Origin of the sequence: Sphingobium aromaticiconvertens, assembly GCF_037154075.1 — a bacterium.
In the GTDB taxonomy this organism is placed as follows: Bacteria; Pseudomonadota; Alphaproteobacteria; order Sphingomonadales; family Sphingomonadaceae; genus Sphingobium; species Sphingobium aromaticiconvertens.
In genome coordinates this window covers 4054973-4066843 of sequence record NZ_JBANRJ010000001.1, presented here as the reverse complement: position 1 = coordinate 4066843, position 11871 = coordinate 4054973, and the positions used below count along the sequence as shown (strand labels likewise).

Annotated in this window: 15 protein-coding genes; 6 read left to right on the top strand and 9 right to left on the bottom strand. The window is 61.0% G+C overall.

Going from position 1 to position 11871, the window contains the following annotated elements; translation table 11 throughout:
* The first annotated feature begins 57 nt into the window (after nt 1–57).
* Together zapE and WFR25_RS19535 are read left to right on the top strand one after the other, a co-directional pair.
* Nucleotides 58–1191, top strand: coding sequence for a cell division protein ZapE (gene zapE, locus WFR25_RS19540; RefSeq protein ID WP_048577798.1), 1134 nt, complete (start codon nt 58–60; stop codon nt 1189–1191).
* A gap of 168 nt (nt 1192–1359) precedes the next feature.
* Nucleotides 1360–2259: a spermine/spermidine synthase domain-containing protein gene (locus tag WFR25_RS19535; RefSeq protein ID WP_272799597.1), complete on the top strand. Its 900-nt coding sequence runs from the start codon at nt 1360–1362 to the stop codon at nt 2257–2259.
* A gap of 57 nt (nt 2260–2316) precedes the next feature.
* Here the strand turns inward: WFR25_RS19535 and WFR25_RS19530 are convergent, their stop codons facing one another.
* The 6 genes from WFR25_RS19530 to WFR25_RS26665 all read right to left on the bottom strand — a co-directional run bounded on the left by WFR25_RS19530 (nt 2317) and on the right by WFR25_RS26665 (nt 5200).
* Nucleotides 2317–2613 carry a hypothetical protein gene (locus WFR25_RS19530; RefSeq protein WP_048577797.1) on the bottom strand — a complete coding sequence of 99 codons (297 nt, stop codon included), beginning with the start codon at nt 2611–2613 and terminating at the stop codon, nt 2317–2319.
* 278 nt (nt 2614–2891) lie between these two features.
* Nucleotides 2892–3170, bottom strand: coding sequence for a hypothetical protein (locus WFR25_RS19525; protein ID WP_048577796.1), 279 nt, complete (start codon nt 3168–3170; stop codon nt 2892–2894).
* Between the two features lie 67 nt (nt 3171–3237).
* Nucleotides 3238–3402 (bottom strand): hypothetical protein, encoded by a 165-nt coding sequence (locus WFR25_RS19520; RefSeq protein ID WP_158501009.1) that lies wholly within the window; start codon nt 3400–3402, stop codon nt 3238–3240.
* Nucleotides 3403–3440: 38 nt separating this feature from the next.
* Entirely contained in the window at nt 3441–4694 is a 1254-nt protein-coding gene (locus tag WFR25_RS19515) for an acetyl-CoA C-acetyltransferase (RefSeq protein ID WP_336972984.1), read from the bottom strand.
* A 64-nt stretch (nt 4695–4758) separates the two neighbouring features.
* Nucleotides 4759–4926 (bottom strand): GNAT family N-acetyltransferase, encoded by a 168-nt coding sequence (locus WFR25_RS19510; RefSeq protein ID WP_272799595.1) that lies wholly within the window; start codon nt 4924–4926, stop codon nt 4759–4761.
* On the bottom strand, nt 4850–5200 hold the full coding sequence (locus tag WFR25_RS26665; RefSeq protein ID WP_419723171.1) for a GNAT family N-acetyltransferase: 351 nt from the start codon (nt 5198–5200) through the stop codon (nt 4850–4852). Before WFR25_RS26665 ends, WFR25_RS19510 begins: the two co-directional genes overlap by 77 nt.
* A gap of 358 nt (nt 5201–5558) precedes the next feature.
* On the opposite strand from WFR25_RS26665, the gene WFR25_RS19505 reads away from it, so the two are divergent.
* From WFR25_RS19505 to WFR25_RS19490, 4 genes are all read left to right on the top strand, one after another.
* Nucleotides 5559–7814 (top strand): NADP-dependent malic enzyme, encoded by a 2256-nt coding sequence (locus WFR25_RS19505; protein ID WP_419723170.1) that lies wholly within the window; start codon nt 5559–5561, stop codon nt 7812–7814.
* A gap of 157 nt (nt 7815–7971) precedes the next feature.
* Nucleotides 7972–8307: a DUF167 domain-containing protein gene (locus WFR25_RS19500; protein ID WP_048576294.1), complete on the top strand. Its 336-nt coding sequence runs from the start codon at nt 7972–7974 to the stop codon at nt 8305–8307.
* Between the two features lie 106 nt (nt 8308–8413).
* The gene (gene tnpA / locus WFR25_RS19495; RefSeq protein ID WP_272800172.1) at nt 8414–8845 is read left to right on the top strand and encodes an IS200/IS605 family transposase; all 432 of its coding nucleotides are present in this window, start codon (nt 8414–8416) and stop codon (nt 8843–8845) included.
* A 44-nt stretch (nt 8846–8889) separates the two neighbouring features.
* On the top strand, nt 8890–9282 hold the full coding sequence (locus WFR25_RS19490) for a transposase (protein WP_272799593.1): 393 nt from the start codon (nt 8890–8892) through the stop codon (nt 9280–9282).
* A gap of 78 nt (nt 9283–9360) precedes the next feature.
* Here WFR25_RS19490 and WFR25_RS19485 read toward each other — a convergent pair whose 3' ends face one another.
* From WFR25_RS19485 to WFR25_RS19475, 3 genes are read right to left on the bottom strand one after another with little or no spacing between them, the layout of a single operon-like run.
* Nucleotides 9361–9585 carry a DUF5818 domain-containing protein gene (locus WFR25_RS19485; RefSeq protein ID WP_048576297.1) on the bottom strand — a complete coding sequence of 75 codons (225 nt, stop codon included), beginning with the start codon at nt 9583–9585 and terminating at the stop codon, nt 9361–9363.
* Between the two features lie 18 nt (nt 9586–9603).
* A complete protein-coding gene (locus WFR25_RS19480; protein WP_272799592.1) occupies nt 9604–11250 on the bottom strand; it encodes a Na+/H+ antiporter in 1647 nt (548 codons plus the stop codon).
* Nucleotides 11251–11303: 53 nt separating this feature from the next.
* Nucleotides 11304–11612 carry an alkylphosphonate utilization protein gene (locus WFR25_RS19475; RefSeq protein WP_272799591.1) on the bottom strand — a complete coding sequence of 103 codons (309 nt, stop codon included), beginning with the start codon at nt 11610–11612 and terminating at the stop codon, nt 11304–11306.
* Between the last annotated feature and the right edge of the window lie 259 nt (nt 11613–11871).

The following is an 11871-nucleotide window of genomic DNA, read 5'->3' as shown; positions in this document are numbered from 1 at the left end:
GAGCGACGGCGCAGGCTTTGAAGATTTATGGAGCATTGAAAGTTGGTCGATAATGCAATGATTGTTCGGTACGATGCCGCAATCGCGAGGGGCGAGCTGAGCCCTGATGCGGCCCAGCGGCGTGTTGCCGAGAGACTCGGTGAACTCGTATCGGCATTCGACCATGAAGCAGGTCGGCCGTCGCTCTTGTCGCGGTTCGTCAAGCGCAAGCCGGTGGTGGTTCGCGGCGTGTATCTGTGGGGCGGGGTCGGACGCGGCAAGTCCATGATGATGGACATGGTTTACGACGTCATCCCGATCCGGGAAAAGCGTCGCGTCCATTTTCACGCGTTCATGCAGGACGTCCACGATCGCCTGCGCGTTGAACGCTCGCGTGAGGTGGCTGATCCCATAATCCCGGTGGCAGACGCAATCGCGCAAGAGGCCAGGCTACTCGCGTTCGACGAGATGATCGTCACCAACTCCGCCGATGCAATGATCTTGTCACGGTTGTTCATGCGTTTGATGTCCCGCGACGTCACTGTCGTCGCGACGTCCAATCGCGCGCCGGACGACCTCTACAAAAATGGCCTCAACCGTGAGCACTTTCTCCCCTTCATCGCAATGCTCAAGGACCGGCTCGACGTCCTGACGCTGGACGGTCCGACCGACTATCGCCTGCAGCGACTGGGTGGTTTCCAGACATGGTATGCGCCCAATGGTTCGCCCTCGACTGAAGCGCTGAGCCGCGCCTTCTTCCGATTGACCGACTTTCCGGTGGAAGACCGAGAACATGTCCCTGCCGAAGATCTGGCTGTGCAGGGCGGACGCACGATGTTCGTGCCAAAATCGTTGAAAGGTGTGGCGGTGTTCTCGTTTCGCCGTCTGTGCGGCGAAGCGCGGGGCGTGCCGGACTATCTCGCGCTTGCCCGCCGCTATCATACCCTCATCCTGGTCGGGATACCGGTATTGGGAGCCGATCGGCGGTCGGAAGCCGCCCGGTTCAAGATCCTGATCGACACCCTTTATGAACACGGCGTCAAGCTTCTGGCTGCGGCTGACGCAGAACCCAAGCATCTTTATGCCGACACGGATGACGCATTCGAGTTCGAGCGCACCATCTCGCGGCTCAACGAAATGGCATCGGCGGACTACCTCCAGAGTGGCCATGGCGCGTCGTACCGCCTCGGGCACGAGTCGACCTCGGCGTGAGCGTCATCGTCCGAAGGCGCCTTACTCTCAATGAGACGATGTGCTCCCGCATTGGGCAGCAAGGCCGCTGTCACGCGACGATCGCCGAAAAAGCGCCAGCCGGGTTGCGTCACATGGCCACGTCCATCCGCCGGTCCAGCGGTCCGCTGGTTGTAGAGGGGCTCGGTCTTGTCGGACGCTGAGACTCCGGGTGTCGCAGGCAAGCTGTTCAGTGGCTGGTCTGCCCTGCGCCATGACGCGTCGGATTGGATTGCAGACGTCAATCTGGCCTCGCATATTCAGACACTGCAGCGGCTGGGAGCCTGGCCAGGTCGCGCTACGATCGGTGACCCGTCTTCGGGCAAGCCCTTTGTGTCGGAGATCGGCGACTACCGCTCGCTGCATTTCGATTGGGGACGCGTGCAGAGCGGGATGAGCGTTGCCAACCCGTTGAAGCTATCGATCGATTACACCAAGGCGATGATGGGATTTCTCTTCTTCAATCCGGCACCGTGTGTCATCGAAATGATCGGGCTCGGTGGTGGATCCCTTGCCAAGTTTTGCCACCACGTTCTGCCCGGCGCGGATATCACGGTGGTGGAACTGGACGCAGACGTGATCGCGTTGCGCGACCACTTCTCCATTCCGGCCGAAAGCGAGCGCTTCCGCATCCTGTGTGGCGATGGGGCGACCCATGTCCACGCGTCGCCGAGCCGGCCCGACGTGCTGCTGGTCGATGGCTTTGACGCGCGCGGGCAGCCGCCTCAGTTATGTAGTCCTGAATTTTATCGGCACTGCTTTGAGCGGTTGGCACCCGATGGCCTGTTGGTCGTCAATCTATGGGGTGACGATCCCGGGCATTTTCGTCATGCCGCGCTTGTCAAAGACATCTTTTCGGGAAAGTTGATTTTGGTGCCTTCGATCGGAAGTGCCAACCAGACGGTGATAGCCCGAAAAGGCTCAGGTCTTATCCTGACGAAAACGCAGATGGAGGAGGTGATCCCTCTGTTCAGACAAAGCTGCGCCCGATTTCTTCCGGCGGTGGGGAAACGTATATTTCGACAACTGAAAATCGCCAGGAAGCATTAGCTCAATGCTGTCCCCATATCGCCGGCGACACGGGGCGGCAGCGCGAGGGCGCAGGCGCTATTTTCGCGGCTTACAGATAATGCACTCATCTGAAACGCACTGACCACCAGCGATGTTCTTCGGGATCCAGGAATCGAAGACCTTCGGGTCGGGGCTACCAGCCTTACGGTAGGCGCCCGCCGTGAGCGACCCGGATGCCTGGGTACTGACGGCGATCGTGCGGCAGCTCGCGCGGTGCAACACGATATAGTCGGCGCTGCGATTGGCCCGGAAATTGATGACATAGGCTTCCGGATGATCCTTGGTCCATTCGAGAAACTCATCGTCGTCTGCAAAAAGCTGTGCCGTGTTCATAGTCATCCGTTTCAATAAGAATGTGCCGACCGCCGCGTGCCGATCGGCGACAGGGCTCGGCTATTTCGAGCCCGGCGGTCCCTTTTTCCGAAGGCCGGCGTAAAGCAGAGCCGCTACGATTGCCGCAGACCCGATGCCACTGCTGACAAGGGGCAGCGTCGCCAATCGGCGGGCCCCGGCCGGCGGATGCGGCGCAGCGGGACCAGGCGATGACAAGCCTCCGTGCGCGTCCGCCTTCGGGCCATCGGCCGAGCCGGGACTATCGTCCTCACCGCTGCTCAATGCTGTTCTCCTCCATCTTGGACAAGCTGCGCGAACGCCCTGCGGGCGCATCCGCCGTCGAGTGCGATGGAAACAACCTGGCCGCTGCGCTCGCGGCGGCTATAGGTCAGTGCATCGCGCGGACCCCAGATCAGCACTTCGTCGGACAGGTGGAGCCGCAATCGCTCACCCGTCTTCATGCAAAGTGCCGCCCGAACCATTTCGAGGCTCAACGCAAAGCCGAGCGCATCATGATGATCAGCGGTTGGAATACTGACAAGGCGCGGATGACTCATCTGGCACGCCCACGCCCACGCTCAGGCGCGATAGCGCCCTTCGATGGAGCGGCCAGCGCGGCCAACATCATGGTTTCTTGTCCAGGTCGTTGGACATCTTCAGACGCTCCGCTTCTTCAGCCCGCTCCCGTATTGCCTTTTGCTCGTCATGGAAGCGGCCCCCCATGATGGTGGTCGCCATGAAAATGGCCATAAGGATCACACTGATCACGATAATGACGAATATAATCATTTAGACTTCCATGGCTCAGAGGTCGTCGCGGTCTGGTGTCAGATCCGCTCGATGATGATTGCTGGCGCCATTCCCCCCGCGGCGCACATTGTGACCAGACCGCGCTTGAGATCCCGTCGCTCGAGCTCGTCGAGAAGCGTGCCAATCAGCATGGGGCCTGTCGCTCCGATCGGATGACCGAGCGCGCAGGCGCCGCCGTTCACGTTCACCTTGTCGCGATCCAGCCCGAGATCGCGCATGAATTTTTCAGCGACCACGGCGAAGGCTTCATTGATCTCCCAAAGATCGATGTCCTCGATCCGCAGCCGAGCCTTTTCGAGAACGCGCCTGGCGGCCGGGACCGGAGCGTTCAGCATGAGAGTGGGGCAGTCCCCCATATTAGCGGCCATCACCACCCGGGCGCGGGGTTTCCAGCCGTTGCGAGCGGCATAGTCGGGGGAGGCCAGGAGAATGGCCGAGGCGCCATCGACGACACCGGAGCTGTTGCCGGCATGGTGAATGCCCTGCCACTTTAGGCCAGGATATTTCTGGTTGATCATCTGCCGGAAGGTGACACCGTCCTCATACGGGGCATGGTCGGCAATGCCGTCGAAACTCGGTTTCAGATTTGCCAGAATGGCGGCAGTCGTTTCAGGCCGTGGAAACTCGTCGCGGTCAAGCGCGATGCTGCCGTCCTCGTTCAACACGGGGACAAGGCTTCGAGCGAAGCGACCTTCCCGGATGGCGATATCGGCGCGGCGCTGGCTTTCGAGCCCAAGCGCATCGACGGTCTCTCGCGAGATGCCCTCCATCGCTGCAATGGCGTCGGCGCACACCCCTTGGTGAGATTGGGGATGGATTGCCTGCAGCGCCGGATTTCCTGTCCCGACACCCAGCGCCTTCACGCCGTTCGCGGCGTCCTCGGCGGCGAGTTGGGCATGGTATGACATCATCTCGACGCCGCCCGCGACCACGCAGTCGGCCAGGCTCGACATGATCTGGCCCGCAGCCAGATTGACGCTGGTGATCCCGCCGCCGCAGAACCGGTCGAGGGTCATGCCACTCGACCTGGGGTCATAATTTGCCAGCAATGCGGACATGCGGCCGATGTCGCTTCCCTGCTTGCCCTTCTGGGTACTTGTCGAAAAGATGACGTCGTCGACTTCGGATGTCGCGAGATCGTTGCGTTCCGCCAGAGCCTTCAAGACGGTCGCGCCGAGATGCTGCGGATGAAGGTGCGCCAGGGCGCCTTTGCCGGGCTTGCCGATCCCGCGTGGTGTGCGGACTGTGTCGATGATGTAGGCGATACCCATAGTCTGATTCCTGCTCATTGTGTTGTGCTCGGCTAGGTTGCCGGTCGTGATCGTGTGCGGGGCTTCATTCTTCCGGATCGTCCTGGCCAAGGCGTTTCGAGAAGAAAATTTGTTCGCCCACGTCGTAGCCGATCCGCCGGTAGAACTTCGCAATGTCATGGTCCTCGGAGCGGACCGTGAGCTGGATCTTCGCGATGCCCAGGTCCTCGATCCATGCCTCGCAGGCAGCCATTCATCTGCCGACCAAAGCCACAGCGTTGGCGGCCAGGAGACACGGCGAGATAGTAAACCCACCCCCTGTGGCCGTCGGAACCGACCACTCCCGTAGCGACGAGCTGGTCGCTCAAGAAGCCCGCCAAAATAGTCGAGGTCGGCGTCGCGAGGGCCCGTTCGGCATCGGCTTTTGGATCGTTCCAAGGCTTGAGCAGGTCGGTCACCCACCACAATGCAACAGCGGCTTTGACCTCGGCAGAACCGAGGCGACGTATTTGCAGTACCGACGCCATCAGGGTTGATCCGCGTTCTTCGCTGTCGTGTCGCGGCTCGCGAACCCACCCATGCCGTGCCACCACTGGTACGCGATCACGGCAGCTTTGACCGGCTGCGAGCGACTGTGCCGCAGGGGAATGACACCAGCGCTCCCCTTCGGCATGTGCCTTCCATCGTGCGACCTCTCGAAACCATCTTGGCGGAAAAACCTTGCGGCACCTTTTCTAAAGGATCATATATAGCGCATCGTTATCCACCGTTAAAGATGCATTTTGATGTATAAGACATCATTAATGCGCGACTGCAGATCGCCCAGCCCCTTCCTCGTGGCACCCCGCGCCGCAAGTAATTGATGAATCGGATATTCCAATGCCCGTGCCAGACGAACTTCGGTCTTCGGACCGGGAAGCCTTGCTGTTTCATTCCGAAGGCCGGCCAGGCAAGATCGAGATCCTCGCGTCCAAGCCGATGGCCACGCAGCGTGACCTGTCGCTCGCCTATTCGCCGGGTGTGGCCGTCCCGGTTCACGCCATCGCCGCCGATCCAGCGCGCGCCTACGACTATACGATCAAAGGCAATCTGGTCGCGGTGATCACCAATGGCACAGCGATCCTGGGGCTGGGCAATCTTGGGGCGCTGGCGTCAAAGCCGGTGATGGAAGGCAAGGCGGTCCTGTTCAAACGCTTCGCCGACGTCGATTCGATCGATTTGGAGTTGGACACTGAAGACCCGGAGGCATTCATCGCCGCCGTTGCCTTGATGGAGCCCTCCTTCGGTGGCATCAATCTGGAAGATATCAAGGCGCCCGAGTGCTTCATCATCGAACAGGCGCTGCGCGATCGGATGAACATCCCGGTCTTCCATGACGACCAGCATGGCACCGCCGTGATCATGGCCGCAGGCTTGATCAACGCGCTGTACCTCACCGGCCGAGAGATGAAAGATGTCAGGATGGTCGTGAACGGCGCGGGCGCGGCGGCGATCGCCTGTACCGCTCTTGCAAAGTCGATCGGCATTCCGGGCAACCAGGTCATCCTGTGCGACTCCAAGGGCGTAATCTATCAAGGCCGGACCGAGGGCATCAACCAGTGGAAGTCGGCCCATGCGGTGGATACCGAGGCGCGAACGCTCGCTGACGCAATGCGTGGTGCCGATGTCTTTCTGGGATTGTCTGTCGAAGGCGCTGTTTCAGCCGAGATGGTAGACTCGATGGCGCCCAAGCCGATTATCTTCGCGCTGGCGAATCCCAATCCCGAGATCCAGCCGGAGGTCGTCAAAGCGATCCGGCCCGATGCGATCGTCGCGACCGGCAGGTCCGACTACGCCAATCAGATCAACAATGTCCTTGGCTTCCCCTACATCTTCCGCGGTGCGCTCGACGTCAGGGCAACGACCGTCAATGAGGAAATGAAGGTCGCCGCAGCCCACGCGATCGCCGAACTGGCCCGGCAGCGCGTTCCGGAGGAAGTCGCGGCCGCTTACGGTGGAAAGGCGAGCCGCTTCGGCCCGGATTACATCATTCCGGCCCCCTTCGATCCGCGTCTGATCGAAACCGTGCCGATGGCCGTGGCCCGCGCTGCCATGACGACCGGCGTGGCGCGGTTGCCCATCGCCGATGAGGCAGCCTATCGCAGCGCGCTCAGGGCGCGGCTCAATCCTACCACAGCGGTGCTTGCGTCGGCCTACGACGGTGCGCGCGCGCGGCCAAAACGAATGATTTTCGCCGAGGCCGAACAGGAAACCGTTTTGCGCGCCGCGATCGCCTATCGGGAAGAAGGCTATGGCAGCCCAATTCTGGTCGGTCACACCGAGCGCGTCACTGAAGGTTTGAAAGCGCTAGGTGCCGAGGCCGAAGGGTTTGAAATCCACAATGCGCGGATATCCCCCCTCATCCCGGATATGGCCGACCGGCTCTACGAGCGCTTGCAACGGCAGGGGTATCTCTACCGCGATTGTTTGCGGATGGTGAACCAGGATCGGAACGTGTTCGGTGCCCTGCTCCTCGACATGGGACACGGGGAAGCCATGATCACCGGGGTGACACGTCCGTTCGGTCAGACGCTCGAGCAGGTCAAACTGGTGCTCGATTCGCAAAAGGGTCGCCTTCCCTTCGGCTTCCACATCATCGTCGGGCGCAGCAGCACGGTGTTTGTGGCCGATACGACCGTGAACGAGCGGCCAGCGCCCTCGGACCTCGCCGATATCGCCGAGCAGATGGCCTCCATTGCCCGTCGCATGGGCCACGCGCCGAGGGTTGCTTTCCTTTCCTATTCAAATTTCGGCAATCCGCCAGGCGAGTGGCTCAAGCCCTCGCGTGATGCCGTTGCCTTGCTCGATACTCGCAAGGTCGACTTTGAATATGAGGGCGAGATGTCGCCGGACGTGGCGCTCAACAGTGCGCTCAAACGCCATTATCCGTTCAGCCGCCTGACCGGGCCGGCGAACGTCCTGATCATGCCCGGGTTACAGTCTGCCAATATTTCGGCCAATCTTGTTCGGGAACTTGGCGGCGTCGCCGTTCTTGGTCCCTTCCTGGTGGGCATGGAAAAGCCGGTTCAAGTCGCGGCGATGACGTCCACCGCTGCCGACTTGGTGACGATGGCGGTGCTGGCGGGCACCCTAAGCGTCTGAAAAGCACCCTCATTCGACATACGTACTTCGGCCGAAAGGCGGCGCCGGAGATAATTTATACCTTTTCTCTCATGCATCAAACATGTGTATACTGCTTTGTAGCATCAACCCGCGGCGTTGAGAGGTTTCAGACCATGTCACGCTCAATGTGTGAGCCATGAAAAAACCAGCGCCCCAGCCGCCCGCAGAAAGACCGGCCAACGGCTTTTACTGGTGGGAAGACACGACGCTCGTCCTCAACATCCTGGGCAAACCCAGCGCGCGTGGCGACGTCATCGGCAAGATCAAAGGCCATCAGTTGAAGGTCAGTGTCACGGCAGCGCCGAAGCTTGGACGGGCAACAGACCATATGGTGCGGTTTCTCGCTGGCGAATTCGGCGTGCCTGTATCTGCCATCACGGTCGTTTTCGGGCGTATGAACGTCAACAAGCAACTGAGGATCGAAGCGCCGACGCGGCTCCCCGCTGTTATCCAGCAGCTGGATCTGCTCTGAGGCTTGGCGCGCTTGCGATCGTCGCCTGGTTTGCTGGCATCCTCGGAAAGTGAGACCGCCTGGAGGGCGTGAAGTCTCACTTTCCCGAGGATACCAGCTATGGGCTATTCGACCGGTTGTCACATTTCACCATCGCTACCATCACGTCTGGGCACCGAAATATCGGTTCAAGGTGCTGCATGGCGAAGTCCGGCTGCGGGTTCGTGAGATCATCCGGCAGGTCTGCGACGAGAAGGGCGTGACGATCGTCAACGGTGTCGTGTCGCGTGATCATGTCCATATGTTTGTCGAAATCCCGCCCCACGTTTCGGTCAGCAACTTCGTGCGCCGCGGCAAGGGGCGATCCTCACGCAAGATACAGCAGGAGTTCGAGAACATCCGCAAGCGCTATTGGGGCCAACGCTTCTGGCAGCGCGGATACTTCTCCACCACATCCGGCAACATCACCGATGACGTCATCAGCCGTTATCTGGACAAGCATCTCCACAAATTGAGCTTCCAGCCATGGTGTCCGCGCCCGTCAAGCGAGGGGCGATGACAGCGAGCACTTTCGACCGACGCAGTTTCACCACAACGAGGAGAGTGACACGATCCCTGTCCGGCCGGCCAAGACCTGCGCCCCTCGGGCGCGCATGCGCGCAACCGTGCGATCCGCTATCGAACGTCCGCCTGCAAGGACTGTCGGCTGAAGCGCAATGCACGCCCGGCGCCCAGCAGACCATCCATCGGCTGATCGACCAAGGAGCCCTCGATCAGCTGGAAAGGCGAATTAATGCCGATTCGGGTCTGATGAGGATCAGACGATACACCGTCGAGCATCCGTTCGGGACGATCAAAGGAATGTCCGGCGGCGGCAGGTTCCTGACCCGAGGGCTAAGGAAGGTGAAGGCGGAAGCGGCGCTATCGGTCCTCGCCTTCAACATCCTGCACGCCGTGAACGCCTTTGGTGCTGGGAAGCTGGCCGGAGCAAGCTGACACGGCCTTCTGCGCCTTGAATGTCGTTCTCCCGCGCGGCTTCATCGCGAGTTTCTAAACCGCCTGAATTGTGGGCCGTCAGGTGGGGTCAGACCCCGCCAATTCCCCAATCCAGTAGACGTCCAGGGTTTCGGTCGCCGACAGGATACCCTCCACGCAGACAGGCCGACCCAGCAATTCGGGAACATTGTCCTCCATATTGAGCGGCCATAAAGCTCCATCGGCCTCGTGTCGCAGACACATTCCGCGGCCGCAGCGGATGAGTTGGCCTTTCAGGCGACACAGCTTGCCGATCTTTCTCATTGTTCCATTCCACATGATTTACGCGCCTGCCTGGCTCGCGACGGCATAGCGCGCTTCCATGAGGTCGATCTCCCGGATGAGCCTGCGCGCAGGTTCGCTGCCCAGTTCGCGCTTGCGAACCATTCGGAAGATCTGGGTTCGCTCGGCCTTGAGCGCAGCCAGGCGGAGGTTCCTTTCAATCGCTTCGGATTGCCGCCCCAGAGCGTTGCCTTCAGCATTTCTGGTCTGGCTCTCGATTCTATGCCGGTAAATATCCATGATACGGGCGGCGGCGGCGACATAGATATCCGCATCGCTCTTTCCTACCGCAAGGCCGTGCTGGACTTTCTCGATCTCGGCGATCGCTGCCTCGGCCGCCTTGATCCGGGCGGCGTCTTCCTCTGCCTGATGATCATGTTCCGCCGGCATCTCCAGTCCGGTGAGCAGCCAGGGCAGGGCGAAACTGGCAGCGATCAACGAAACGATGATGACGCCCATCGCAAGGAAGATCGCGAGATCCCTTGCCGGAAACGGCGAACCATCGTTCAGCGCAAGCGGAAGGGTCAGGACACCCGCCAGGGTGATGGCGCCGCGCACACCGGCGAACGACATCGCGGCAACGATCCGCCAATTGGGCGTCGAGCGCCAATCACCCCGACGAAAGAGGGTCAGGCGGAAGGAGAGCCAGACCCACAGGAAGCGCAAGGCCGCGAGCCCAAGGTTGATGGCGATGACATAGATCGCCAGCCACCACGGCTCTTGATGCCCGGTCATGCGAACGGTTTCTGCAGCGACGGCGAGGATGGCGGGCAACTGCTCGCCGAGCAGGACGAAGATGACCCCGTTCGCCGTGAATTGAATGACGTCCCACACCGTGCTCCGCCGGATCCGGGTGGTCGCCAGAAGCTCTCCGCTCGTTTCGACGAAACCCATGGTGAGGCCAGCCGCGACGGCGGCGAGGATGCCCGAGCAGTGCAGATGCTCGGCGACCAGATAGGAGCCGAAGGGGATGAGCAGGCTGATCAGGATCTGGGCGCCGCCTTCTTCGCCATAGTGGCGAGAGACCCAGCTTTTCATGCGCGACACGGACCAGGTAAGGCCGGCGCCGACGGCGATGCCGCCAAGGGCCACCCAGAGGAAGCTCAGCGCCGCCTCATGGACCGAGAAGGCGCCGGTCAGCGCTGCCGCAATCGCAAAACGCAGGCAAACGAGACCCGAGGCATCGTTCAGCAGCGATTCGCCTTCCAATATATGCATCATCCGCTTGGGAATCGGCGCGCGCTGGGCGATGGCGGATACGGCGATGGGATCGGTCGGCGAGAGGACTGCTGCCAGGGCGAAGGCCACGGCGAGCGGCACGGTCGGGATCATCCAGTGGATGAAGAGGCCCATGCCCATCACCGTGACTATCACCAGGCCGAGGGCCAGTTCGACGACGGTCTTGCCGTCCTTGAACAGTTCCTCGCGCGGGATCCGCCAACCATCGAGGAAGAGCAAAGGCGGCAGGAAGAGGAGGAAGAATATCTCCGGATCCAGCGCGACCCGCCAATCGGCGCCGAGCCCGATCAGCGCCCCGAGCGCTATCTGGAACAGTGGGCGCGGGAGCGGCAGGGGCACCATACGGGAAAGAATGCCGCTCAGGATGACGGCGAGCAGGAGGAGCAGGACGATCGTGATGGTTTCCAACAGTCTTCCTCTTCGCGTATTGAAATAGGGTCCTTTCTTTCGTCTTGATGCGCTCAGCGCTTCCTGACGAACTCCGCGCGGAGCACCAGGCCCTTAATCCCTTCGTAGCGGCAGTCGATCTCCTGGGCATCGCAGGTCAACCGGATCGATTTGATCACCGTGCCGCGCCGCAAAGTCTGGTTGGCGCCCTTGACCGTGAGATCCTTTATCAAGGTCACGCTGTCGCCATCGGCCAGGAGATTGCCGACCGAATCCCGCACCTCAACCGTTTCCTCTGCTGCGTTCTTGGTGGCCGCTTCCGCAGCGCTGATCCATTCCCCTGTTGCTTCGTCATACACATAGTCGTCGTTCGTATCGGTCATCGTGGCATTCTCCCGCGAGGGTCGGTTGGGCCGTGTGACGGCGCGCTCTTCACATTCACGATGGGCGCCGCGATGTGCCGCGCTTCGGAAAACAATTCTGTGCGGATCGCACGGTTGCAGATACGCCCTCATGGGGCTTGCAGGCTTGGGCGGAGCTCGGATCCGAACCCATGATCTGACGGTTCGGGCAGGTCGTGCGCCAGTTTGACGGGCGAGCTGTCACACTGCCCCGGCTCGGACAGCCGTAAGGCCCGTCACA

Coding starts and splice junctions, on each gene's coding strand:
- WFR25_RS19520 (WP_158501009.1), bottom strand. CDS start 3,402: ATGATTATATTCGTCATTATCGTGATCAGTGTGATCCTTATGGCCATT.
- WFR25_RS26665 (WP_419723171.1), bottom strand. CDS start 5,200: ATGGCGTCGGTACTGCAAATACGTCGCCTCGGTTCTGCCGAGGTCAAA.
- WFR25_RS19475 (WP_272799591.1), bottom strand. CDS start 11,612: ATGACCGATACGAACGACGACTATGTGTATGACGAAGCAACAGGGGAA.
- WFR25_RS19515 (WP_336972984.1), bottom strand. CDS start 4,694: ATGGGTATCGCCTACATCATCGACACAGTCCGCACACCACGCGGGATC.
- WFR25_RS19530 (WP_048577797.1), bottom strand. CDS start 2,613: ATGAACACGGCACAGCTTTTTGCAGACGACGATGAGTTTCTCGAATGG.
- WFR25_RS19510 (WP_272799595.1), bottom strand. CDS start 4,926: ATGGCTGCCTGCGAGGCATGGATCGAGGACCTGGGCATCGCGAAGATC.
- WFR25_RS19485 (WP_048576297.1), bottom strand. CDS start 9,585: ATGAGAAAGATCGGCAAGCTGTGTCGCCTGAAAGGCCAACTCATCCGC.
- zapE (WP_048577798.1), top strand. CDS start 58: ATGATTGTTCGGTACGATGCCGCAATCGCGAGGGGCGAGCTGAGCCCT.
- WFR25_RS19500 (WP_048576294.1), top strand. CDS start 7,972: ATGAAAAAACCAGCGCCCCAGCCGCCCGCAGAAAGACCGGCCAACGGC.
- WFR25_RS19525 (WP_048577796.1), bottom strand. CDS start 3,170: ATGAGTCATCCGCGCCTTGTCAGTATTCCAACCGCTGATCATCATGAT.